Genomic DNA, 25307 nt, shown 5'->3' on the forward strand with positions numbered 1-25307 from the left:
TAGCTCCCGACGTGATCCACGCCCCACCGTAGTGGGTGAGGCGCACGGGACGAACCGCCCCGCCTTCACCCCATTAGAGCAAGAGCATGTGAACTCAGTCAACGAATAAAGCGTCGCGCGGACGGCATTCGAAGCACCACCGTGTCACACTCTCCCTGACACCAGCCCGGGCAGGGCGCGGCAGGGCACGGAGGGGACGGGCCGCAGCGCAAATGGACACCGGAACACTGATCGCCGGTCGCTACCGGATCAAGCGCCTCATCGGCCGGGGCGGCATGGGAGTCGTCTGGCTCGCCCACGACGAGAACCTGGGCCGCGACGTGGCGCTGAAGACCATGAACGTCGATTTAGGACTCACCGAGGAGCAGCGCGCCCGCGACGCCGAAAGGTTCCGCCGGGAGGCGCAGGCCGTCGCGCGACTCGACCATGCGGGCCTCGCCACCGTCTACGACCTCGGCGAGGAGAACGGCACCCGCTTTCTGGTCATGCAGTACGTGATCGGGCCCCCGCTCGACGACCGGATCATCGAGGAGGGCCCGCTCTCCATCGAGGAGACCGCGTCGATCGGCGTCCAGATCGCCTCCGTTCTGGGCTCGGTGCACGCCCGCGAGGTCGTACACCGCGACCTCAAGGGCAGCAACGTCGTGATCCGCACGGACGGCGTGGTCAAGGTCCTGGACTTCGGCGTCGCCGCCTTCCTCGACCCGGACACCACAGGCCTCACCACGACCGGTGAGCGCCCCGGCAGCCTGGAGTGCATGGCGCCGGAACAGGTGCGGGGCAAGCCGGTCGACCCCCGCACCGATCTGTACGCGCTGGGCTGTCTGCTGTACGCGATGCTGACGGGCGAGCCGGTCTTCACGCACGAGTCCGAACTGATGCTGCCCGGCATGATCCTTGAGCAGCCGCCCGTACCGCCCGGAAGGCTCCGCGCGGGCATCCCCTCCGAACTGGAGGACCTGGTGCTCCAGTTGCTGGCCAAGGACCCCGACGAACGCCCCGCCCACGCCGGCGAGGTGTGGCGGCGCCTCGCCGTGTGGCTGCCCGAGCGCCGCACCCCCGAACAGGCACTCGTCCCGTGGGCCGAGGTCGACCCGCTTCGGCCCTTCACCCACCCGATGGGACCCGAAGCGCGGCCGGTGCGGGCATGGGCGGCATCGGGGCGGAACGGCCGACCGGGGCGGACGGGGGCGGCGTCAGGGCGGCACGGCCGGCCATCGCGCTGACCCGCGCGCCTCGCCGACCGGAACGCGACGCACGCCCCCAAACCCGCCATGACGCATCTGTGAACAAAGTCAATGGTCATGTACGCTGACGGATGCAGTTCGGAGGAAGGGTGGCTTGATCACACACCCATGACCGAGGGAAAAGTCCTCCCTCCACCAGAAATGCCCTGGGAGTGCAGATGTCCACGTCGCGCGCCGTACCGGTGACCTTGGCCGAAATCGCCCGCCTTGCGGGTGTGGGACGAGCCGCGGTGAGCAACTGGCGGCGGCGGCATCCGTCCTTCCCCGAGCGGATCGCCGGCACCGACACCAACCCGCAGTTCTCCTTGACCGACATCGAGGACTGGCTGCGCGACAATAAGAAGTTGAAGAAGTCCGCCGAGAGGGAATGGCTCTGGCCCGGTTTCGAGGCGCTCGGCGGGCGGGACGAGACCGGGGCCGCGATCGCCGAGGTAGGACAGCTCCTCTCAGGGCGGGTGAGCGCCGAAGGCGAAGAGATCCGTGCCGACACACGGGAGTTGATCGAACGGGCCGTGGATCTCGGCCAGCGTGAGGGAGGCACGGAAACGTTCGCGTTTCTGCTGCGCCGCTGGCTCGACGTCCATGTGCGCCAAATCGCCACGACTCCCGAACCGCTGGCATCCCTCATGGCGCAACTCGCCCTCAGGGCGGCCAACGGCCTGGCGGGCGACAGCCCGGGCGGCTCCGGCGGCACCACGGTCATGGACCCTGCTTGCGGCCCCGGGCATCTACTCCTGGCCGCGGCCGACGCCGCGAGGGCATCCGGCGCCGAGGCACTCACGCTGCTCGGCAGTGACCGGGACGCCGTCCTCGCCTCGCTGGCGGACTCCCGCATGGCCCTCGCCGAGAACGACGGCCACAGGGAGAAGGAGTGGGCGCAGGTCTCCGTACGGGCTGCTGACTCCCTACGCGACGACCCGTTCTCCGGCACCCCCGCCAACATCGTCCTGTGCAACCCGCCCTTCAACGAACGGGACTGGGGATACGAGGAGTTGGCCACCGACGCCCGCTGGAGCCACGGCCTTCCCCCGCGCACCGAGCCCGAACTCGCCTGGGTCCAGCACTGCCTGGCCCAGCTGCGGCCCGGCGGCGCCGCGGTACTGCTGCTGCCGCCCGCCGTCGCGGCCAGGAAGGCCGGCCGCCGCATCCGCGGCTCGCTGCTGCGCACCGGGCAACTGCGGGCCGTCGTCGCGTTGCCGCCGGGCTGCGCTGCACCGCACAGCGTCTCCCTGCACCTGTGGGTGCTGCGGATGCCCGTCCACGGGGAAGGCACACCGGTGGGCGATCGGCTGCTGGTCGCCGACGCGGCCTCGCGCTTCCCCCGGGACCCGGAGGAGAAGTGGACCCCCGACTGGGCGGCGATCAGCGCTTTCGTGCGCGAGGCCGTCGAAGAGGCGGACTCCCCACAGGCCCCTGCCTACGTACGACAGGTGCCCGTCATCGAACTGCTCAACGACGAGGTCGACCTCACCCCTGGACGCCACATTGCCCCGCCCCCGGCGGACACGGCACTCCGACTGGCCGAATCCTGGCGGGAGTTCACCGGGCTCACCGCGAACGTGAACAAGTCGGCCAGGCTGCTCGCGGCGCTCGACCTCGCCACGGCCGAGGCGGAAACACCGACGGCAACCACAGTCGCCGAGCTCGCCCGGGCCGGGGCGCTCACCCTGCGCGGCGGCCAGCAGCCGCCGGAGGAATCTATCCACGCCGGCCCGCCGTCCGACGACGGCATCCCCCTCCTCACCGTCCCCGATCTTCTGGTGGACGGCGAACCCCGCAGCTGGCTCGCTCCCGGCACCGCGGCGGCCGGCGAGGCCGTCATCGCCGAACCCGGGGACATCGTGGTGGTGGGCGTCGCCCGTGCCTTCTCCGCCTGGGTCCACGAGGGGCCGCCGACCGCCCTCGGCCCCCAACTGCATGCCGTGCGAGTACAGCCCGAACAGCTCGACGCCTGGTTCCTCGCCGGTTCACTGCGGGCTCCCGCCAATGCCCGGCAGGCCGGCACCCACACCACGAACTCCTCCCGCATCGACGTCCGCCGTCTTCAGATCCGCCAGGTTCCCCTCGGAGAACAACGGCGCTACGGAGAGGCGTTCCGCGAACTCACCGCCTTCGAACGGCTGCTGCGCCGCGCGGCCGACCTCGGCACCAGCCTTGCCCGCGACCTTGGCGACGAACTGGCGGCCGGACGCCTGGCCAACCAGGCGTAGCACATCGGCTCACCCGCAACGCCTGGCGTCACGCCTCCCCGCGTCTGGGCTCGGCCAGGCGGGCCGTGAGCTGGGCGTCGACCGCGTGGCGTACGGCCTCGACACGAGCCGCGAGTTCCGGTGGCAGTCCGGCGGCGGTGCGGCCCGCCGTGTCAACCGCCGCGATGGCCGCCTCCAGTTCACCGAACGTGAGCCGGCACTCGGCCGTGCGCAGCCGGATCAGCGCGCGATCGGCCCGCTCGGCCGGGCCGTCCCCGTGAATGAGATCGTTGTCGACGGCCTGGTAGAGGCGGGCCGCAGCGCCGAAGTTGCCGGAGAGGCGGAATCCGTCCGCAGCCCCCTGCCACACGCGACGCACCAGAGGGCGCCGATCACCCCACTCCTTGCGAACCCGTTCTGTCAGACCGTGCAGCCGGTCGGTCGCGTCGCCCGGCTCACCGGACGCGATCTCCGACTCGGCCTGCGCGCAGAGCTGTTCCACCACGCGGGCGTCCAGCCACTCGTCGGCCGGTGCGGACGCGACAGGCAGCGTGAGAGCGACCGGACGCGGACGAACAGCCCGGTCCCGCGGCCGACGCAGGGGGGCGGTGGGGTCGGGGTGGGTGCGGGGCCTGGGTTCGGGATCGCCGATCCCCGGGGCGAACGGGTCGAGGACCTCCAGGACCTCGTCAACGGCCGGGCGCTGCTCGGGCTTCTTGGCGAGCATCCGCAGTAGGAGATCGTCGATCGGCTCCGGGATGCCAGCGGCGTACGTGCTCGGTGGCAGCGGCTCCTCGTTGAGGTGCTTGTCGGTCAGGCCGGACTCCGCGCCGAGCGGGAACGGGGGCCGCCCGGTGAGGAGTTCGTAGAAGATGCAGCCGAAGCAGTAGACATCCGTGCGCGTGGTGGGCTCGCGCTCCAGGAGCTGCTCCGGCGCCAGATAACCGCGGGTGCCAAGCGTCGAACCGTGTGCCGTGTAACGGGTGGCGTCGGCGTGCAGCGGCTTGGCGATGCCGAAGTCGATGAGGACGGCCCACCCCTCTTCATCGATCATGATGTTCGCGGGCTTGAGGTCCCGGTGTACGACCGGGAGCGTGTGTGCGCAGGCCAACGCCCCTGCCACCTGGATGGCGACAGCAACCGCCGTGGCCAGAGGCAGGGGGCTGTGCTCGTCGAGGAAGGTCCTCAGACTCACTCCGGTCACCAGGCGCATGGCGATGTAGGGGACGCCCCGGTGCGATCCGCTCCCGTAGAGTTCGGTGATTCCCGGATGATCGAGCGTGCCCAGGAGGTTGGCCTCGCGCCGGAACCGGGCGTTCCTGACGGTGAGTTCGACATCCCGCTCGTACGGGTCGAGGCAGTACAGGGCCTCGGAGTCGTGGCGCAGGAACTTCACCGCCACCTCCCGCCCCCCGGACACCTCTCGGGCCCGCCAGACCTGGGCCATCCCGCCCTTGCCCAGAGGGTCCTTCAACTCGTAGCGCCCGTCGACCAGATCACTCACGCCGGGCTTGTACGTATCCGCGTCCACCACTGTGCCCCTTCGCACCGCTGCGCATCAGACCCACCAGCGTAGCGTGAAAGATTCTGGACACGAGACGTCCATGGACTCAGTTCACAGACTTATGCCATGCTCTAGTGGCGCCCGGACGTCCTCGGACTCCCGTTGCTCTGGGCACCTCCTGCCCATACCGCCTGTCACGGGGGTCACCATGCAGAACCCACCCGGCGTCGTCGGCCACGACTGGTTGATCAGGGCGAGCCCCCGGATGGCCCGGCCCGACGACGCGGCCTGTCCCACCCACCGACGCACCGCGATGCGGCCTCTGCTCGTCGCCGACCCGGCCGTGCCGTTCCGGCGGCCACCCCGCGAGGAGTTCGGGTTCGGCCCGCTGTTCACCGCCCTCGACCTGCTGGAATACGACGGATGGTCCGTGGAGCGGGTACGCGAGGAACTCCGGGGCACCCGCGGTCCCTTCCGGGGATGGGGCGCCCCGGTCCACCCCGCCCACCTGGCCTGGACCGCCCACGCCCTGGAGCGCTACGTGGCCGCCCGTACCCGCGAACAGGCAGCCGCCGTCGAGGCCGGGCTGCCTGAGACCAAGCCGGTGAAGCAGCCATGGACGTGGCGCACTTCCCGCACGGACGCTCCCGACGCGCGTGGCGCCCGGCAGTACGAGCACACCCTCTGGGGCCGCATGTACACCTCCTCCGACGGAAGGGTGCGCGACCTGTGGCTGCCTTCCATGGGCCGGGCCAAGACCCACCGCCCCGACGCGGAACTCGGGGCCGTGGCACAGGTGATGGCCTTCGGCGCGCCCACGCCTCGCCGCAAGCAACGCGCCCAACCTCCGCCCACCGCGACCGAGAGCACCTGCTTGCCCCAAGTGGTCCGCGTCTTCGACGTCGGGTGCGCCGACGGGTCCGTGGAGAAGCTGCTCTCCGAAGACCCCGCCAAGGCGAGTCAGCGGTTCAGGGACGACGCTGTGCCTGCCTTCGTCACGGCTGCCACCGAACTCGGCGTGCAGCCCGGGGAGAGCTGTGTCGACTGCAAGGCCATCGCCGGCTGCACGGATCTGAAACGCACCCCGCGGCTGTGGGGCGGGCACCCTCCGGCTCTCGCACGCCCACGCCGCTCTGTCTCCGTCTGGGACCTGCGGCTGCACGCCGAGTGCCCCGCCCAGTACCACCTGGTGCGGCGACTGCACCTCAACGACCTCTCGGCCGAGGACCGGGGGGCACGGCGCGGCAGAGCCGTCGATGCCTGGCTCGACGCAGAGCACGCCGAACGCCCGGTGCGCGGCTGCCGGGACCGCGAGATCCCCGAGCCGACGGCGATACGGGCCAGGGCCGGACTCGACGACACCTCCGCACGCGAGGCTGCCGGGATGCTCGCGGAACACCGGCTCCTGTGCCCCCTCAACGGACTTGACGCCGACGAGCAGGTGCTCGTACAACATCGGGTCACGGCCTACGTGCCCGAACTCGACATCGTCGTCCTCGCCGTACCCGACCTGGTGTACACCCACCGCGGCCGGTGGATCTGGCGCGAGACCAAGACGTCGGCCCGCCCGCTGTGGGAACGCGATTCCCTGCTCCACACCTATCCCCAACTCGCCCTCGGTGTCCTGCTGTTCCACGCGGGCGCGCTGGGCGACGACCCGCGCCGCTCCTGGGTCGAACTGGAGCACCTACGTGAGGGCCACGGGGAGAGTCGGCTCGAACCCATCGACCCCGGCCGCGACGAGAACGTCGACGAAGCCCGGGCCGTCATCACCGAACTCGCCCAGCCACTCCTGGACGACACCACCTACGAACCGAGGACCGGACGCCACTGCCACGGCTGTCAGGCCCGGACCTGGTGTCGGCCCGGCACCGCTTACGTCACCGACCATCCGCGCCCGCCGAGCCCCGACACGCAGACCTCGCCACGAGGAGACGCCACGCCCCATGCCTGACCAACAGCTCGTACCGGACTGGCTGTCCAACCCCGATGTCGTCCTCCTGCGGGACGTGGCCACCGCCGTACTGCACCTGGCGGCCGTCGACCGCCTTGACTCCTTCACTCTGCCCTACCCGGCCGGCGCGCAGCGGGCCCTGGATGCTCTGGTACTCCAGTGCCTGCGCAACGGCGCCAAGCCCCCGGCCGGGGTGCCCGAGATGATGCGCTGGGCCCGCGCCCGCCCCTTGGGCAGCTGGCCCCTCGACCGGCTGCCCGCGGACCTGTTCGACACCGCGGACCGGCTGATCGACGAGGATTCCGGAGAGCCCGCGCAGCTCTGCCACGAGCTCGCCGTGCAGGGGTATGGCGACAGCACCGGACGGCAGTACGACCGCCTGGTGATCCACGAGGCCCTGCGCGCCTGCCGGGCCGTGTCGTCACCCGAGTCGTACACGGCCTTCCGTCGCCTCCTGGTAAATCGGCCTGTCCTCACCGAGGCGGACTGGACCGAGGTGAGCACCGACCTCTTCCTCGACCCCGTGCGCTTTCTCATCGAGGAGATCTACGCCCCCGTCCCCCTCGGGTTCCGCCGGGACGGCGCGTGCCTGTGCTGTCACCGCTGCCTGACCCTGCTCCATCCGGTGTCCGACACCGAGTGGTGGTGCGAGCGCGACCAGTGCCGGCACCAAGGTCCCCCACCGCGCGGTCGGCAACTCGTCGCGTCCGAGGTGGGCGAGCTGCGTCAACTGCGGAAACCTTTGCGGCAGTTCGTCACCGGCCCTGGACGCGCCGAGGTCTTTCTGGAGGGCGAGCTACGCGCCCTGGGCCTCACCGTCGAGATGTGGCCCGGCTTCGACGCGTACGACCTTCGCATCACCTTCCCCGACGGTCACGTATGGGCTGTCGACGTCAAGGACTGGGCACACCCCGCCTTCCTCGGACGCGCCGCCACCGCCGTCCGCCCCGAGCCCCCGTACGACGAAGCCTGTTGGGTGGTGCCCGCATTCCGGGTGCGTGCCCGCCGTGACTACCTGGCCATGTACGCCAGGGAGCGGGGCGCGGGGGCGGGCGGTCTGCGGCTGCTGACGGACGATCAGCTGAAACGGACCGCGCGGCTGCGGCTGTCCGGCGAACGCGGGCCGGACGCGTCCATCGCGCCCCTGCACACAGTGCCTCCGGCCAGGGAGCACGGCGGGGCACGCACAGCGTCGTCCCGGTCCGGAAACCAGACGGCGGCGACCGACGGCGCCGGGAAGAAGGGACCAGACCATGCGTGACCGTAGCAGCTGGTACCAGCCGGTCGTCGCCGCACTGAGGCCTTGGCCCGAAGAACACGCCGGGACCCGGCCCGCTCTGCTCTGCCAGGTCGAGCTCGCTCTGCGGCTGATGGAGACCGTGGCGCCCGGTCACGCTGCCGACGGGGCGTGGACGCTCCTCGGCGGCTACGGCCTCGCCTTCGCGCGGGCCTCGAAGCTCCCCACTGGCACCACCGAACAGGTCGCGCTGGCCGCGGCCCGGCACCTGCTCTGGCCGATGCGCCGCGGCCGGATGTGGCAGCAGAGCCTGGACGCCTACCTGGAACTGCCCGAACGGCTGCGCGCGTACCGCGTCCCGGCGGCGGGGGAGCCCGCCCATCGGGTCCCCCTCAAGGTGGCGGCCGACCGCTTCACCACCTACGACGACGCGCTCGCGAACCTCCCCGGCTTCGCCACGAAGGTGCTTCCCCCGGCGGAGGCGGGCGAACACCGCTTCATGGACCGCCGCCACCGGCGCACTTCCGTCACGGTCCCCGCCGATCTCGTGCGGGACCCCTTCCCCGGCCACCCCCTCACCGCCGAACGCCCGGCCACCGCAGGCCCCCTCGACGTGCCACTCGACGAACTCGCCGACGTCGCACGATGGATGGACGCGGAGGAGCAGCGGCGCGGGCTCAAGGCGGGGAACTGGGAGCAGCGTCTCGCCCAACTCGACCTCGACACCCGTACCCCGGACGGGACAGACTTCGAGGCGGCGTCCGCGCTGCCGCTCCACCGGCTCACCCACCTCGTCGGCATGGTCGGCGCCGGTAAGTCGACCTTGATGACCCTGCTCGCCGTCTGGGCGTACCACAACGGCCTGCGCATCACTCTCGTCGTCGGCGACGTGGCCGAACAGCTGACGCTGACCGAGCTGTTCCGCACGCTCGGCCTGAGCGCCGCCCTGGTGCAGGGGGGCACGACGCGGCTCCAGCACACCCAGCGGCTGCACCGCAGACTCGCCGCACGGGGAGAACACTCCCTACTGGCTCACACCGGACCCGTCTTCGCCCACCTCAGCACCGCCTGCCCGCTGGACGCCCTGCGCGCACTCGACACGTCCGAGCCCTTGCGCTACACCGACGCACCGTGCGGTGCCCTTCACCCCGCTCGGCGCCAGGAGACCGCCGAGGAGCCCGCGGCCGAGCGCGCGGTACGCGAGCTCGAACGAGCCCGAGGCGCCGTCGACAGGCAGGGCGCCACGGACGACAACGATACCGACGAGGAGGACCTGGGCACCCCGCACGCCTGCCCGCTGTGGAGCGTCTGCCCCCGACACTCCGCCGCGCGTGACCTCGTGGACGCGCTGATCTGGGTGGCCAACCCGGCCAGTCTCGTCCAGACGGCGGTTCCGCGTCAGCTCAACGCCGAGCGCCTGCGCTATCTGGAGCTGGCCTGCCTGCGCAGCGACATCGTCGTCGTCGACGAGGCCGACCGCGTACAGATGCAGCTCGACCAGATGTTCGCCCCGTCGGCCACGCTCGTCACCACCGGTGTCTCCGACTCCTGGCTCGACCAGCTGCAGACCCACGAGATCGCCGAACTCGCCCGGCAGGGACGGCTCCAGCTCTCCGACCAGGACGTGGAACGGTGGTCCGCCGCCCTGGACGTCGTTGGTTCTGCCGCGGACCGGCTGTACGCCATGCTCATCGACGACGGAGCGCTGCGGGACTGGGCGCAGATCGACTACTTCAGTGCGTGGACCCTCCAGGAGAAGCTGCTGCACGCCTGGTACCCGCTGACGCGAGGCCAGGCCGCCGGGCGACCGGACAGCACGAGCGAAGGGGACGTCGAAGACGAGAGCGCACTCTACGAGGACGAAGACGGGCTTGGGGCCGATGGCGACTCCCCTGTCCCCGACGCTCCCTGGGCGCAGCGACGCACGGATATTACCGGGTTCTTCGACACGTTCCGCGACGATCCGCTCGGCGGACGCGGCCCCTATGGAACCCCCGCCGACGAGCTCACCGCCCTCGCCCACGACGTGCTGCACACCCTCGACGAGAAACAGACACGGCGCCGTGTCCGCACGCTCCTCGACTCCCTCCTTGTCGGAGCGCCGGGCCCGGAACAGCGCCCCATGCCCGCCGCCGAGCGAGGCAAGGAGTCTGCCCCCGAGGACGTACCACTCACCGAGGAGTGGCGTGAACTCAACGCACGGCGGCTGGAGTTCACACTCGTCCTCGCCGCCCTGCACCAACGCCTGGACCGGGTGACGTTCCTGTGGCCTCAAGTGGAGGCAGCGCTACGGCTGGACTCCGCGGCCCACGAGCTGACCCGCCGCCCGCCCCTCGACTACGCGCCACTGCTGCCCGAAGCGCCCATGGGCAACGTCCTGGGCTTCCAGTACCTGGTGGACGAACGGGCCGCCGCCCGCAACAAGGACGGGCACCGCACCGGCACCCTGCGCTTCTTCCGTTGCGCGGGCGTGGGCCGGGAACTGCTCCTGGGTCTTCACCAGCTCGGCGCCGACCCAGGCCTCGGCAAGGCAGGCCCACACGTGCTGCTGATGTCGGGCACCAGTTGGGCCGGCACCTCTACCCGGGCCCACGTCCTCGCCCCCGTCCGCGCCGTACTGAAACCGCAGCGCAAGGCTCTCGATGCTATCCGGAAGACCATGTTCCGCACCGAGTTCCTCTACGACGCCGCAGGACAGCCGATCCGGCTCTCCGGCCAGGACCCCGACCAGCGCGAGGACGTCCTGCGCCTGATGATCGACCGGCTCGCCCGGTCCCGGAGCGACGGCAACTCCTCCCCTCTCCAGAGCGAACTCGCCCAGATCCCCGACCAGCGCCGCAAGCGTGCCCTGCTTCTGGTGGGCAGCTACGCGGAAGCCAAGGTGGCCGCCACCGCCCTGAACGAGATCCCGCGCTGGCGTGGCCGGGTACGCGTCCTGGCCGCCGACGACGCCGAACTGGAGGCCGCCGTCGACGGGACGGCGCCGACGGGGAGCCAGGCGCCGGGCACGGGATCAGGTGCAGGAGCGGTCCGGCGTGGGGACCTCGCGTCCTTCGCCGACGACCCGGACGCCGAACTGCTCGTGGCGCCCCTCCTCGCCGTGGAGCGAGGACACAACATCCTCACCGCCCCCCAACGGCCCGGCGAGGAGAAGGTGGCGGCGTTCGGGACGGTGTTCTTCCTTGTCCGCCCGCACCCCCGCCCCGACGACCTCTCCCTGGCGGTCTTCGCCATCAACGACTGGGCGACGCGGTTCGTACGCGGTCAACTGAAGCTGCCGGACGAAGGGACGTTCTGCGACATGGTCACCCAGGCGGGGGACCTCAACGCGGCAGGCAGCGCTTTCAGGACCACCGCACGCGGCGTGTGGCGGCACGTACTGTCACGGCCCTACATCTACTCCTCGCTCTCCGATGACGAGAAGAAGTCCTTCGTCTGGGACCAGCTCGTCACCATCTGGCAGGTCATCGGGCGCCTCGTCCGCGGTGGCGTACCCGCCCGCGTCGTGTTCGTCGACGCGGCCTTCGCACCGCAACTCGCTGCGGCACAGACCCCCTTCACCGGCCAGGGCCGGCGTCCACGCCGCCCAGGCGACCCGGGGCTGCTCGTCCGACTGCGGGACGTCCTGGCGCCGTACTTCGCCCAGAGCGACACCGACACCGTCGCGTACGGCGCGTGCACCGACCCCGCCGACGCCGCACTCGTCGAGCTGCTCTACCGCCCGCTGTACGAAGCACTGTGTGCCATGGGGACGTCACCCGGCCCGCGATCGGTCGACTGAAACACGCCAACAACCACCCTGGGCAGCACTGTCGGCGGGCAACCGCACCAGTTCACGTACGGACATCGCAGGGAGAACCGACATGTACAAGAACATCCGCCGATCCGCGTACCACCTGGCCGAGGAGGGCACCCCCTGGACCGAGGACTTCCACGCACTCCCATTCCCCGAACACTGGCATGCCGGGCTCCTCGAACTGCACAACCACGGGCGGGACGAGGAGAAGCGGCAGCCGACGCTGCCCACCCGCCGACTCGACGGCGTGCTCCAGACCCTCGCCCCCGACGTGATCGTCCGCCCCCGGCCGCGGATCCCCGTGGAACCGGGGCCGCAGGCCGCCGAGGACTTCTGGATGTATGTACCGGCCTCCGCGCCCGACCCCCTCCCGGGCCGTTCCATGCAGCAACTCCTCGACGCCTGGCTGCGTACCCTCGGTCCCAAGGACTCCGCACAGGATCCCCGGTTCCGCTCGCTGTTGCTCGCGAGCAGCACCGAGCTGAAGCAGAACCTGCCCGAGTGGCAGCCGGTCAGCGGCGTCGAACTCCTCACCACCCCGACCACCCGGGGCGGCACTGCCGCCCCGGAACCGCGCCAGTTCCAACTCGCCACCGACGCCCTGGCACGCCGCATCCTGACTCTCGCCCCCTTCCCGTTCGAGGGCGGGGAGCTGCGGTTCCGGGCGCTGCCCCGCGGACCTCGCGACCAGGGCGCGGAACTCATGTCGCAGCCCCTGTGCCGGACCGTCAAACGCAAGGAGTGGTGGTTCTCCGTCCTTCTGAACATCTCCCTGCACACCACGCCGTTCGACCCTAGGCCGCGCCTCCACCTGCACTGGGGTGTACGCCGCTGGGCGACCCACCCCCGGACCACCACCAAACGCCTCAACCTGCCCTACCGGGAGGCCACTACGGTCTACCTGCGGCCCACCATCCCCTGGCTGCCGGGCGCACCGGCCACCGAACGCTACGCACTGGCACGCCTGCGCCGCGACCGGGCCGCCGACACCTTCGTCTGGTCGGAGAACGACACCGCCGGCATCCTGCGCGGACTCAGCCTCGCCGGCAACTTCCCCGATCCCGAACAGCTCCTCACCGAACCGGTTTCCTGGATCGGCGAGGGCCACGGCGTCCGCGCCGCCGTGGTCCACAGCACCAGAATGGGCAAGCACGAGATCGGCACCGGCTTCATGCCCAACCAGCGGGCCCAGCTCACCGAATGGGCCGAGCAGGCCCTCCCTGAAACACTGGCCCGGGTACCCGACCTCACGCGCGGACGCGGCAAGGGCATCGGCGCTCCGGAGAACCGGCGGCCCAAGCCCAGGACCGACGAGGCCAAGAAGACCGAGCTGCTGCGTGAGACCCGGGCACGGCGCGTGGCACTCGCGGCACAAGCCCGGATCGCCTCCCACGGCCCGGAACAGGCCGACCCGCCCGTGGTGGAGGCCCGGCTGCTGTGGCAGTCGCCCGAGGTACGCAGCGAGGCAGTGGAACAGTTCGCCAAGGCCCTGGGCCTCGACGGCGACGGCGGCGCCAGTGCCGCCCACGTCACGGACCGGGACTTCGACGAGGCCACGCCCGGAGCACCGGTCGTCCTGGAGTGGCGGACGGCGGAGGTCACACTCCGGCTGCGCTGCCTGCCCCTCGCCGACGGACTGGGCGACCGGCTCGTGCCCGACCCGGCCGTCAAGGGCAAAGGCGCGGCGCTCGCGGCTGCCGTCGCCGGACGGCGCCGCGCCCTGCGCGCATGGCTCCGCACGGACGGCGCGGACCCCTTCCGCCCCGAACTCGCCCTCGTGGAAGTCGCACACCGCAGCACATTCCGCCCGGCGTCGACGGACCCCAAGTTCGCCATCCGCCTCGGGTGCGCCGACGCGGGCCTGTTGACTCAGTTCGTCGTCACCCCGTCCACCGACCGGCAGATCGACAATGCGGAAAGCCTCGACCACCGCACGTGCAGCTCGTGGCTCGACGGACTGCGGCAGCTCGGCGTCCGCGTCCTGCCCCAGCACACCCTCGGTGACGATCTTCCGGACTCGCTGCAATACGCGGCGGTGTGGATGGTGAAACGTCGTAAGGACGGCCCGACCCGGTTGCCCAAGCACCTGCCTGTGGCCGTCCTCGTCACCCCGCTCCCGGCCGGGGAAGGCCTTGCAGCCGTACGCGGCTGGGATGACACCGCGGGGGAATGGGTGCCCTACCCGCAGTTCCTCCTCGGTCTGGTGAAACAGGCGGAGATCGACCCCGAAGCGTTCACGGAACCCGGGACTCCAGACGATGACGCACGTCCCGATGCCCCTAGGGTCACCGGCAAGCAGTGGCGCAGCAACCTCGCCCAACAGCGCAGGGAGACCGCGGCATTCCTCCAACGCGTGCTGCACTCCCTCCGAGGGCAACCCACCGCACTGATCACCCACGCTCAGAACAGCCGACTGCACTGGCCCTGGCTCCAGGACGGCCAGACCGAACGCGATCTGATCAAGACCGGCCACGCCCCAGCAGGACGACTGGACGACGAACTGCGCCTCGTACGCGTGCGCGGATGCGGCGGTCGCGAGAGCGCCCAGTGGTGGGGGCTGGCCGACCCGGGCAAGCCCCACGGACAGCCGGCCGGCTTCTGGGCACAGGATCCCCAGCAGCAGTACAGGGCTTCATCGCGCGAGCGGATCTTCTACAGCACCACCGAACGCCCCGGAACCCATGCGATCTCCCCCGCACTCGACCGCCTCGCTACCCGGGTCAACGCAGCAGGCAACCTCACCTCGCAGGCGGGCACCAGCGCCTGGAACCCGACCCTGGTGGAGATCGCGGTACTGGGCTGCCACGAGGATGACGATCCGGCTGCCCCCGTACCGGAAAAGCCCGACGACCCCGAGGCGCTGGCCCTCGCCATGCACCAGCTCCGCCAGGCCCCGGACTACGCCGCTGCCCTGTCTCTCCCCCTCCCACTCCACCTCGCGGGGCTGGCCCAGGCATATGTCCTCCCGACACTCGCCGACGGCGACCGGACTTCGAACGAGGGGTCAGACACACCTGCTGGAAACCAGAGCATGGAGGACCCAGATCTCGCCGAGGCGGCCGGACTGCCCACGACTGACGACGGGATCGACACCTACGCGGTGCCCTGACGACGGAGGACACCGGTATCCACAGAACCTGTGTTGTGAGAGACCGACGACAGCCCCTGCATGCACCCTTCTCTACTCGTGTGCGCGGTCAGCGGAGGAAGGCGGAACACTGGGGTGACCGTGACCAGTTCGGGTCTGGCCGCGACGTCGGTCACGTCGCCATCGGTCCCCTCGCCGCCGGCGCGGTCAGGCGTTTCCCTCGCTCATCCCGTTCCAGGGTTCGAACCCGCAACCGCTTACCCGACAGCACGTCTGACGAGCCAAGTCACCCCCGCCGGCCGTTCCCGCATCTCACGGTCGGCAAGGGGTTGCCGATCATCGCCTCGGCGCTAGCGTCCAGTGCACGTCGCCTGAATCCGGGCAGATCCACCACCCTTCCAAAACGCCGTTCGCCGTCAGATGGCTGAGCACACCGTGGAACCCTTGATCGCGCAGGCCACAGTCACGGATGATCCGGTCGCACTCACTCAGTCCCTCCCCCGAGGACGGATCGCTGCGCGCCGCGAGATAGACGCCCGACAGTCGCAGCTGCGGCTCTGCTCCACCGATCCGGGCAGGGCACCCGGTGCGCAACGCCCAGTCGGCCGCGCGCCGCCGGTCGGGGCGGGCCGGTGACTGGGCGAGCAGCGTGGCGTCGCGAAGCTCCGCAGCCACCCCGGCCGCTCCGGGACCGTTCACGATGCTTGCCCACCGCGCCTGTTCCAACTCGCGGCAGGCCTTCACCGGATCGATACGAAGGCTGCGCAGCAGGCCCGCACGGAGTTCGACGTACAGGTACGCGTTCATGCGCAGGGCGCACTGCAGGGCGAGGAGCCTCGCCCCGGCGGACACGTCCGCGGGCAGGGCCGCGGCCAGGTAGCTGAGGATCTCGCTCACGCGGACACGCTCCCCCGGCCCCCGGCCGGGCCGGGGGCCGCGCGGCCGCGCGGAAGGCGGGTGGAACGGTGCGGCCAGCACGGTGTCGGGCACGACGGCGGCCTGGGCGGTTGCCGCGGCGCAGGCGCCGCAGGCGTCGGCGAGGCGCCAGACACGGCCGCCACGTTCGCAAGCCAGGAGCAGGCGGATGGGCCCCGCGCACCCGCGGTGACGGCGGTGCCAACGGCAGCCGCGTTCATGACACTGACAGGTACGCAGGTGAGGAGCCCTCAGGTCACCGCGGGCATGCCGGGCGAGGTGAGCAAGGGCCGCCGAGCGCGCGGACTGCGCGGTGACCCGCCGGCCGTCCTGGGGACAGTGCTGGCACACGAGAACGAGCCCGCCGGTCTGGCATCGCAGTTCCACCGTCCAGGTCCGCGCCGCCTGTGGACACACGGTGCGCAGCCTCATGGGCGTGTGTCCCTCCCTTCCCGGTCCGGCGCCAGCCCCACCGCGCGGTACGGCGGGACGGCCGACACCGTAGTGCAGACCCCTGCCCTCCCGCCGGTGGAGCCATCGGGAGAAATAGGGCAGAGGTCTGCACTGACAGGGCAGGGGTCTGCACCGTCGGATGGTCGGGTGACGATCTTGCCGCCCGATCCGGACCTCGACGCCCTCCGACTGGAGCTCGGGCGTCTGCGGGCTGAGCGCGGGTGGAGCTACGACGAGCTCGCCTCCCGCAGCGGCCTGGGCAGGCGCACTGTGATCGAGATCGAGCAGGGCCGCACCGTCGGCACCCTCAAGACATGGCACGCCCTCGCACACGCCCTGGACACACCGCTCGACGAGCTCTTCGCCACCCTCTGTCACGAGCACGGCCTCCCCGGCACCGACGACAGCTCCGACAGCTGATACGGGCCCGTCCAGCGCCGGCGGCGATTCACTCGATCCGGCAACGCCCTATCGAATGCGCGAGCAAGCGTTCGCACTGTTGTCGCCCCGTTCTGCTCTGCCCGGGGGATCATCAGGGTCGCGTACCGCAGGCGGGGCGTGTCGGCTGGCAGGTTCGCCCGCATGTGCCCCTCTCCTTCTCCTTCCGCGCGGCGCTGGGACGGCAGCCGCGCGAGCGCGCCCCAGCGGCGGTCCCTGCGTATCGCCCCCGACAGTGCCAGCCGGTTGCTGCGATGCGGCCAGACCACGTCCTGCCGCGAATGCGGCAATCCGGTCGAGTGCTACCTGGGGGCCGACGACCGGCTGGTGCGGCTGCGTCCGCACGAACTGCCGGTGGCCGGGGTGCCGGAGTCCTGCCGCTGGCACGTCAGCCGCGGCATCGCCCATCCCGCGGGCGACGGGAGCATCTGGTGCCGGCTGGCACACGACCTGCTGTGCCCAGCCCGCCCGGCTCCGACGGCCGCGCCGCAGCTGTCCGGCCTGCGCCGAGCTCTCGCCCTGCGCACCCGCCGTCTGCTGGACACCGGAGTCCTCGCTCCACCTGCCACACTGGCAGGCGGCCCGCCGCCGGGCGAGGCCGTCTGCCGTCCGGCCCGGCCCGTCGTGCAGCTGCTGTTCGTCCGCTACCTGGCCTCCCGCCCCGTCGATGAGATCCAGTGCGTCGCCCAGACCCGGCGCCGAACCCGCTGTACGGCCGAGGTCCTCGGCCCCGGCGGGTTGCACGGGGTGTGGACCCTGGTACCCGCGACCGTGCACCACGGTCAGCTCGCACTGCCGTCGGATGTCATGGCCGTCTACAGCCTGTCCGCACTGCCGTACCAGGAACAGCTGCGCTGGCGCACCCAACGGTGCCGGGACCATGCCACAGCGTCGACCGCCGGTGACCTCGCCGTCGCGGACTGGGAACCCTTCGACCCGCTCCGCCACCACGAGCACATCCACACCCGCCTGCCCACGCACGGGCGCCGCCCCGGCGGCCACGCACCCCGGCGGGTCTGGTCGTGACGCATCAGTACGCCGTCGAGATCGTCCTGACGCGGCCCGCCACCGTTCGGGAACTTCACCAGGCCCGCCACCGGGTGACGTTCGCCGCGAACGCAGACCGCACCCGGCTGATGACGGTGCACCGCGGCAAGAGCCCGGGCCGCGCCCTGCACCGCCTGCGCCGCCGCCTGGACGCGGTCCTGCCGATCGACGTGCTGGCCACGCACTATCCCGACCGCCAGGGCCATGTCCTGCTCAACGTCGCCCTCAGCCGCCGCGCCGACGCGCAGATCCGCGAGGAGGCGGCCGCGCTTGGCCAGCGCGCCGGGGACGTCCTGGCCGAACGAATCACGGCCTATCTCGCGCACGAGCAACGCCAGCGGCGTCACCGCCTCGAATCGCAGATACAGCGCCTGCTCACCCACCACCCCCTGGAAGAAGTTCTGGCCTGCGCCGCAGGCCGCCTTCTGCAGGTACATCTGCCACGCTGAGCCCGCCGTCGCCTTCCCGGCCGGACGCTGCCACCCGCTGCGCCCCGTTCCGGCCGTTCCCATCCCACGGAGCCCACGTTGCCCACCCCCACCCACGAACAGGTCCACGCGGCGGACACTTTCCGCGCCGGACGGCACCTCGCACTGCAGGCCGGAGCCGGAACCGGGAAGACCAGCACCCTGTGCATGCTCGCCGCCGGCACCAAACGCCGGGGACGCTACCTGGCCTTCAATAAGGACATCGCGCAGGACGCCGCAGCCCGCTTCCCGTCCACGGTGCAGTGCCGGACCGCCCACGCCACCGCCTTCGCCGCACTCGGACACCGCTATGCCGACCGACTCAACAGCCCCCGCCAGCCGGCCTGGAAGACCGGACAGTCCCTCGGCATCCTCCGCCCCGTACGGATCGCCGACCACGAGATCAGCCAGAGAACCCTGTCCCACAACGTGCTGCGCACCGTCACCCGCTTCTGCCACTCCGCCGACAGCGCACTGGCCCAACACCACGTGCCGCGCCTACGCGGCCTCGACGCCCCCGCCGCCCATCGTCAGTTCGCCGAACTCGTGCTCCCCTTCGCCGCCAAGGCATGGGCGGACCTGCAGCGCCCCGACCACGGCATCGTCCGCTTCGAACACGACCACTACCTCAAGATGTGGGCGCTGACCAGGCCGAAGATCGAGGCCGACTTCCTCCTCCTCGACGAGGCCCAGGACACCAACCCGGTGCTGGAGCAGGTGTTCACCGCACAGCGCGACCACGCCCAGCTCGTCATGGTCGGCGACTCCGCCCAAGCCATCTACGGCTGGCGGGGCGCAACCGACGTGATGACCGGCTTCGACGCCGAACAGCTGACCCTCACCCGCTCGTTCCGCTTCGGGCCACAGATCGCCAACGAGGCCAACCGGTGGCTCGCGCTCGCCGACGCTCCCATCCGGCTGACGGGCACCACCAGCGTTCCCGCAGAGGTCAGCAGCGTCGACCACCCCGACGCCGTGCTGTGCCGCACCAACATCGGCGCCATGACAGAGGTCATGCGTCTGCTCGGCGAAGGACACCGCGTAGCCCTCACCCGGGGAGGCCAGCAACTGGCCCAACTCGCCTCTGCGGCACGCGACTTGAAGGAAGGGCGCCGCACTCATCACCCCGAGCTGGTGCTGTTCGCGTCCTGGGGCGACCTGCAGGACTACGCCGCCTACGATCCGGCCGGCTGCGACCTGCAGCCCTTCGTCGACCTCATCGACACCCACGGTCCCGACACCATCCTCGCTGCCGTGTCCGACCTCACCGAGGAAGCACACGCCGACGTCACCGTCTCCACCGCCCACAAAGCCAAAGGTCGCGAATGGCCGACCGTAAGGATCGGCTACGACTTTCCCCAGCCGCAGGACACCACCCCCGGCACAAACGCGGCTTCCCAGGCCCTGGATGTAAGCAACACAGACGCCCGTCTCGCCTACGTCGCCGTCACTCGCGCACGTCACCGACTCGACCTCGGCGGCCTGGCGCGGAACGCCACCGCCCAGGAAGGCGAAAGTGGATGACGTCACAGACCTCGAGGGGCAGACGGTTCCCTGGACCGCCCACGACCAGCGCTGCCGAGTCCTCACACAACGACTGGCAATACAGCAAAACTGGGCGCGGCGCCGGAGCAGCACATGGTGCCAACTTTCCCGCCCCGATCCGCAGCGTCGTTGGGCCAACTCATGGCCGACAGGACTCTCCTGGGCTAGCCCTGAACATGGCGGCCCAAGAAGTCCACTCCCCTCGGCCCGCAGGGACCCACCTCAAGCCACCGCCCGCAGCCCGCCGCTCTTACGCGCACCCCACCTCATGGGGGCAGGTGGCACGACCACCACGGATGCCCCCGGCGCCTGTGCCGTGGGGGGCGCTACATCCATCAGACAGGCGCACTCCAGGGCCTGACGGGGAACTCTCACGAACCCACGCGCGTCCACGCTCGTATAGTGCTGGGATCACCATCGGACGGAGGCAGGGCGTGACGGCAGGGAGCAACCCGGAGGTGGCCACGCCCTTGCAAGTGCGGCAGGTCCGGCAGGCCCTCGCGGGCGAGTTCGACGGGCTGATCGAGCTGGGGAACGGCGAGTTCACCCGAAACCGCGAGATCGTGTTCTTCTCCCGCGCCTTGGCGGCGAAGGCCGTGCGGATCGTAACCGACTGCACCGCGCAGGAGGCGGCCGCCGCTGTCACTGACGGAGCCGATGACTTCGGCATCGATGCCGTGGCCACGTCACCGGCAACCGGCGAGTTGTGGCTGATTCAGGCCAAGTGGAGTGACCAGGGCACTGCCCGGTTCACGTCCGCCGACGCCTCCAAGCTCCTCCATGCCTTCCGGATGCTGGACAACTTGGACTTCGATCGCTTCAACGCCCGGTTTCAGGCCTTCGCTGACCGGATCCGCCACGTGCTCGCCCAGCCAACGCCCCAGGTCCACCTCGTCGCTGCCGTTATGGGGCCGGCAGCACCAGCGACTCGTGCCCTGCAGCTAATCCACGGGGAATCCGCCGACCTGGACACTCGCACCGATCTGAGGGTGCTGGCGAGCAGCGACCTGCACGCCGCTATCCGCCAGGACGTAGCGCCGCAGCCGCTGACCGTGACCGCTACCTTCACCGACGGCTGGTTCGGGCAAGACCTGCCCTATCCCTCCCACGTCGGTACGGTCGCCGCAGACGAGATCGCCCATTGGTATGAGCTGCACGGCGCAGAACTGTTCAACGTGAACGTACGCCGCCCGCTGGGACACACATCCGTCAACGCCACACTTGACGACAGCCTGGCCAAAAACCCTGAGCACTTCTGGTATTTCAACAACGGCATCACGGTGCTGTGCGAGTCGACCACCGCTGAGTACTTCGGCCGCCGCGCCCAGGGCGCGCCGGTGCGCCTCACGATGACCGACGCGCAGATCGTCAACGGCGCACAGACCGTGGCAGCGCTGTACCGCGCCTTCGCGGACGATCCGCAGACACTCGCGGAAGCCAAGGTGATGGTGCGGATCATTACCGTCGGACAGACCCCGCCAGGGTTCGCCACCTCGGTCACGGTGGCCACCAATACTCAAAACCATGTAGAGCAGCGCGACTTCATCGCGCTGGACCAGGCGCAGGCGTACATTCGCGACGACTTCCGAATCACCCTGGACAAGGACTACGTCATCAAGCGCGGAGAGCTTGAGCCCGCGCCCGATGCAGGCTGCACCGTGCTGGAAGCAGCCACGGCGCTGGCCTGCGCCCATCCCGACGCGCGGATGGCCGCAGGGGCTCGCGCCTCCACTGATTTCCTGTGGCAATCTGCCCCGGAGGGCGGCTATACGCAGCTGTTTGCGGAGCCCCCCAACGCCGTGCAGATCTGGCGCTCGGTGCAGCTGCTGCGTACGGTGCAGCAGACCGTCCACGACCTCTCGGCGACCTTGCCCGGCCGCGCCGCCGCGATCGCAGAGAGCGGCGTACTCCTGGTGGCCCATCTTGTGTTCCAGCGCGCAGACACTGAGGCGATCGACGACCTAGACGCAGACTGGCAGCCCGCACTGAATGCGGCTCCGGAACTCACCGCGCAGACCCTGGCCCATCTCATCTCCGAAGTCGACCGGCAGTACGGGCCGCACAGCTTCGTCTCGCGCACCTTCACACAGGCGGCCGCCTCCCGGGAACTGGCGGCAGCAGTCCTGGCCTCGTTCAACGGCCAGGGGCACTACCCCCAACTTGCCTCCTACCAGCGTTCCGCCGAGCCACGTCGCGGGCGGCGTCCCAACCCGACGCGAGTCCTGGTCGATCAGCACCGGCTGCAGGACGGCACCCAGCTCATGTATCACCCCAGGCCCCGGGAGGACGAGGCAATCGGGGAGTGGCTGAACGCCGACCCGAACCGGTTCATGGCGACATGGACTAACGACATGGCCAAGCCCCTGCTGTGGGCGGCTGACGGAGCGCGTTATTCCCCGGCCGGCCTGATCCTGCACATGTGGCGGCAGGCTGGCTGGGACGACGCCCCGCTCGCGGTGCAGGCCAGCACGCAGTGGGCCCTGCCCGGCGGCCCCACATTGAGCGAGCTTGCGCTGGAGCTGTGGCACGAGGCCCGGAGCACCGAGCCGCACTCGGGCGAAACCGGCGGAGAAGTGAGGCGGGGGGACGGCACGAACGGTGCCTGAGCCACGGATCATCGCCAAGCGCTACGCGCTGCGTGAGTCAATCGAGGAAGGCGGGATGGGCCAGGTCTGGCGCGCCAACGACCTGACCCTGGGGCGCGATGTCGCCGTCAAACTCATCCTTGACAACCTCGCTGCCCACCGTGATGGCGACGCCGTCGTGGAGCGCTTCCGCCGGGAGGTGCGCGTGACGGCGCAGTTGCATCACCCGGGCATCCCCCAGGTATACGACGCCTTCTTGGACGGCACCGCAGACCGCATGTTCATGGTCATGGAGCTCGTGCAGGGCATTTCCCTGAAGCGAGTGATCGACACTTCCGGCAGTGTGCCTCCCGTGTGGGCCGCGTGTCTGGCACTGCACATATGTGCCGCTCTGCACCACGCGCACGATGTCCACGTGATCCACCGTGACATCAAGCCAGCCAACATCATGATCGCGGTCGACGGCACCGTGAAGGTCCTGGACTTCGGCATCGCCATGGCCCTAGGCCTGGATGCACCCACCCGCCTGACGAAGCCCCAACAGATCATCGGCAGCCCGCACTACATGGCTCCAGAGCAGTTCGATGCGGGTCACATCACGCCCCAGACCGACCTCTACGCCCTGGGCGTAGTCCTGTACGAGCTCCTGACGGGTGAGCGGCCGTTCGACGGGGGCAACGTCGTGAACCTGATGTGTGCGCATGTGCTCCAGCAACCTGCACCACTACGCAGCCACCGTGCGAACGTCAACCCGCGACTCGAACGGCTCGTCCTCGGCCTGTTGGCCAAGCGCGCCGATGCGCGCCCCAACAGCGCCCGCCACGTGATGGACGAGCTCCTGGGCCACCTGCCGCACCAGCATCACGGGTACCTCTCCTTCCCTGGACTGCCGACCTTGACGGTGCCCCCGGTCCTTATGCCCGGCCCAGACACACCTCGAGTCCCGGCAGTCGCGTCGAGGGGCGTTCGCCATGTGCCCCCCGAGCCGGTCAGTACGGACGGGCACACCGACCGCCTGGGAACACCGCGGGCTCTGTTCGAGGCAGGTCGGCTGAGCGAGGCGCTGTCGGTCTACGAGGCCCTAGCTCATGAGTTCGACCTCCTAGGCGTGCAGGGTGCCGAGGATGCCCTGACCTGCCGCATCCAGGCCGCCCGTTGCCGGATCGGACTCGGCCAACATCAACGCGCGCTGGGCGATCTCCAACGCGAACTGGCCCAGTTGCGCGCCCATCACGCACCCACGGACACCGTCGTTCTTGAGGTGCGCCTGCAGGCAGGGCTGTTGCTGCGCGATGTGCACCGCTTCGCAGAGTCGGTACAGGAGTTGAGCAGCCTGTACAACGACTTGGTAGGCAAGCATGGTCCGGATTCTGCCCTGGCAAACCAGGCGCGCGAGGCTCTCATCGCGATTCGTCGGCGGCCGCCGGGCGGCCGGTCCATCTGATGAGGCCGGGGCAACCCGCGCTTAGGTGTCGTCACCGTCCTCGGGGACGTCGACGCTGATGCTCGCAAGGTTCGCCTCGCGGTGCTCAGCACCGAAGCCGTCCTCGGGGATCAGGTACTTGTCCGGTGGGAAGTCCCACGGCAGGCACCAGGTCATGGTCTTGCCGCGCATCCCGTTGTCGCGCGTGATGACGGTGATCTGGCGCGGTGCGATGGCCTGCTGCAGGTGGGCCGCGCGGGCCACGGCTTCGTCGTCGTTGTTCGGCAGGCGTCGGTGCCCAAGCTCGTCGCGTAGGACCTGGACCTCGGTGCCGTCGTGCAGTTCGAAGCGGCCGTCGCTGGACAGGCCCTTGAGGACGTCGCCCAGCAACTCGTAGACCCCACGCGCTCGTTTCCTGATCTTCTCGCTGCCCTCGGAGTAGGACTTGGTGTCGATCTCCTCCACCACCACGTGCGGGATCACCAGCGTCGCCGGGCCCTTCCCGCACACCCGAGACCACGGGATCTTGTCGAAGCGCTGACAGTGCAGCAGGGTGTTCGCGTCCAGGACCAGCACACGCTCCCGGTAGCTGCGGTAGTCCTCCACGGTCCGCCGCATCCGGTTCTGCAGTTCAATGAAGTACGTCGCCAGCTCGTCCAACTCCCAGTGCAGCAGCAGCGCGGTTCGGTAGGGCGTCAGGGGGCTGTGCATGATGTGGCTGTAGTGCTCGCCGCGCAGCCGCGCCGGTACCGCGGGGTCGGCGAAGACACCCGCCAGTTGCCGGGCGGTCGTCGCGGTCCACTGGGCGTACTGCCGCAGCGTCACCACCAGGTCGGGCCCGGCCAGCTTCGAGGGCTCCACGCCCGCCAGCGTCGGCTGGGCGAAGTGCGGGACGGAGTTGCGGACGTCGTTGAGCCCGCCCTGGACCAGATCGTCGAGGAACCTGATCGCCTTCTCGCAGGTGACCCCTGGCCGCAGCAGCATGGACAACTCCCTCGCCTCTCGGGTTGCCGCACCGTTGCGGGCGGCTCCGCCAGCCACATCGTGGCAGCCGATCCCGGCAGGCGGCCACCGAGATCCGCGGGTCTGCTGCACCCTGACGCTCGCTAAACCAGCAGAGACCAACCTCCATGGTCGATTCCAGAGGCGCGGGCTCATGACACGGTCGTTAGCGGTGCCCCGGGTTGTGAGAACCGTGCGGCATAGGTCCGCAAGTCGGGGCCCAGGTGAGGAATCAAGGAGAGCAAGTCTGGGGAACCCGCGAGCACCGGGTGGGGAAAATCAAGGTTCTGGTCCCGATTTCGTGAATGATCTTCGACTTCTGGCTTGGCCTGCCGAGCTCCTGCTCCCGATCGGAAGACGGCGGTGTTCTCAGTGGCAGAGTCGCCGCCTCCTTAGTGTCCGGCCGGGGCTCCCCGT

Annotated in this window: 15 protein-coding genes; 12 read left to right on the plus strand and 3 right to left on the minus strand. The window is 70.2% G+C overall.

All coding sequences use genetic code 11. The annotated features are described in order from the left end of the window. Positions 1 to 212: 212 nt before the first annotated feature. Together OG381_RS11350 and OG381_RS11355 are read left to right on the plus strand one after the other, a co-directional pair. Positions 213 to 1226 carry a serine/threonine-protein kinase gene (locus OG381_RS11350; RefSeq protein ID WP_327715986.1) on the plus strand — a complete coding sequence of 338 codons (1014 nt, stop codon included), beginning with the start codon at positions 213 to 215 and terminating at the stop codon, positions 1224 to 1226. Positions 1227 to 1405: 179 nt separating this feature from the next. Continuing rightward, on the plus strand, positions 1406 to 3457 hold the full coding sequence (locus OG381_RS11355; RefSeq protein WP_327715987.1) for an N-6 DNA methylase: 2052 nt from the start codon (positions 1406 to 1408) through the stop codon (positions 3455 to 3457). A 28-nt stretch (positions 3458 to 3485) separates the two neighbouring features. Here the strand turns inward: OG381_RS11355 and OG381_RS11360 are convergent, their stop codons facing one another. Continuing rightward, the gene (locus tag OG381_RS11360) at positions 3486 to 4940 is read right to left on the minus strand and encodes a serine/threonine-protein kinase (protein WP_327715988.1); all 1455 of its coding nucleotides are present in this window, start codon (positions 4938 to 4940) and stop codon (positions 3486 to 3488) included. Positions 4941 to 5148: 208 nt separating this feature from the next. On the opposite strand from OG381_RS11360, the gene OG381_RS11365 reads away from it, so the two are divergent. From OG381_RS11365 to OG381_RS11380, 4 genes are all read left to right on the plus strand, one after another. After that, positions 5149 to 6894: a PD-(D/E)XK nuclease family protein gene (locus OG381_RS11365; RefSeq protein ID WP_327715989.1), complete on the plus strand. Its 1746-nt coding sequence runs from the start codon at positions 5149 to 5151 to the stop codon at positions 6892 to 6894. Beyond that, positions 6887 to 8155, plus strand: coding sequence for a restriction endonuclease-related protein (locus tag OG381_RS11370; protein WP_327715990.1), 1269 nt, complete (start codon positions 6887 to 6889; stop codon positions 8153 to 8155). The genes OG381_RS11365 and OG381_RS11370 overlap by 8 nt, the downstream gene beginning before the upstream one ends. Next, on the plus strand, positions 8148 to 11912 hold the full coding sequence (locus OG381_RS11375; protein ID WP_327715991.1) for a hypothetical protein: 3765 nt from the start codon (positions 8148 to 8150) through the stop codon (positions 11910 to 11912). Before OG381_RS11370 ends, OG381_RS11375 begins: the two co-directional genes overlap by 8 nt. An 82-nt stretch (positions 11913 to 11994) precedes the next feature. Next, positions 11995 to 15036, plus strand: a complete 3042-nt coding sequence (locus OG381_RS11380; protein WP_327715992.1) for a pPIWI_RE module domain-containing protein — start codon at positions 11995 to 11997, stop codon at positions 15034 to 15036. Positions 15037 to 15351: 315 nt separating this feature from the next. Here the strand turns inward: OG381_RS11380 and OG381_RS11385 are convergent, their stop codons facing one another. Continuing rightward, positions 15352 to 15912 carry a hypothetical protein gene (locus tag OG381_RS11385; RefSeq protein WP_327715993.1) on the minus strand — a complete coding sequence of 187 codons (561 nt, stop codon included), beginning with the start codon at positions 15910 to 15912 and terminating at the stop codon, positions 15352 to 15354. Positions 15913 to 16530: 618 nt separating this feature from the next. On the opposite strand from OG381_RS11385, the gene OG381_RS11390 reads away from it, so the two are divergent. The 6 genes from OG381_RS11390 (at position 16531) to OG381_RS11415 (ending at position 23909) form a co-directional block, all read left to right on the plus strand. Next, entirely contained in the window at positions 16531 to 16803 is a 273-nt protein-coding gene (locus OG381_RS11390; RefSeq protein ID WP_008404669.1) for a helix-turn-helix transcriptional regulator, read from the plus strand. Positions 16804 to 16965: 162 nt separating this feature from the next. Then, positions 16966 to 17847, plus strand: coding sequence for a DUF6083 domain-containing protein (locus OG381_RS11395; RefSeq protein WP_327715994.1), 882 nt, complete (start codon positions 16966 to 16968; stop codon positions 17845 to 17847). Further along, positions 17844 to 18317, plus strand: coding sequence for a hypothetical protein (locus tag OG381_RS11400; RefSeq protein ID WP_327715995.1), 474 nt, complete (start codon positions 17844 to 17846; stop codon positions 18315 to 18317). Before OG381_RS11395 ends, OG381_RS11400 begins: the two co-directional genes overlap by 4 nt. A 78-nt stretch (positions 18318 to 18395) precedes the next feature. Next, the gene (locus OG381_RS11405; protein WP_327715996.1) at positions 18396 to 19859 is read left to right on the plus strand and encodes a UvrD-helicase domain-containing protein; all 1464 of its coding nucleotides are present in this window, start codon (positions 18396 to 18398) and stop codon (positions 19857 to 19859) included. A gap of 455 nt (positions 19860 to 20314) precedes the next feature. Next, positions 20315 to 22486: an AIPR family protein gene (locus OG381_RS11410; RefSeq protein ID WP_327715997.1), complete on the plus strand. Its 2172-nt coding sequence runs from the start codon at positions 20315 to 20317 to the stop codon at positions 22484 to 22486. Then, positions 22479 to 23909 (plus strand): serine/threonine-protein kinase, encoded by a 1431-nt coding sequence (locus tag OG381_RS11415; RefSeq protein ID WP_327715998.1) that lies wholly within the window; start codon positions 22479 to 22481, stop codon positions 23907 to 23909. Before OG381_RS11410 ends, OG381_RS11415 begins: the two co-directional genes overlap by 8 nt. Positions 23910 to 23930: 21 nt before the next feature. Here the strand turns inward: OG381_RS11415 and OG381_RS11420 are convergent, their stop codons facing one another. After that, the gene (locus OG381_RS11420; protein ID WP_327715999.1) at positions 23931 to 24872 is read right to left on the minus strand and encodes a PIN domain-containing protein; all 942 of its coding nucleotides are present in this window, start codon (positions 24870 to 24872) and stop codon (positions 23931 to 23933) included. Between the last annotated feature and the right edge of the window lie 435 nt (positions 24873 to 25307).

The sequence above is a fragment of the Streptomyces sp. NBC_00490 genome (genome assembly GCF_036013645.1).
GTDB lineage: Bacteria > Actinomycetota > Actinomycetes > Streptomycetales > Streptomycetaceae > Streptomyces > Streptomyces canus_F.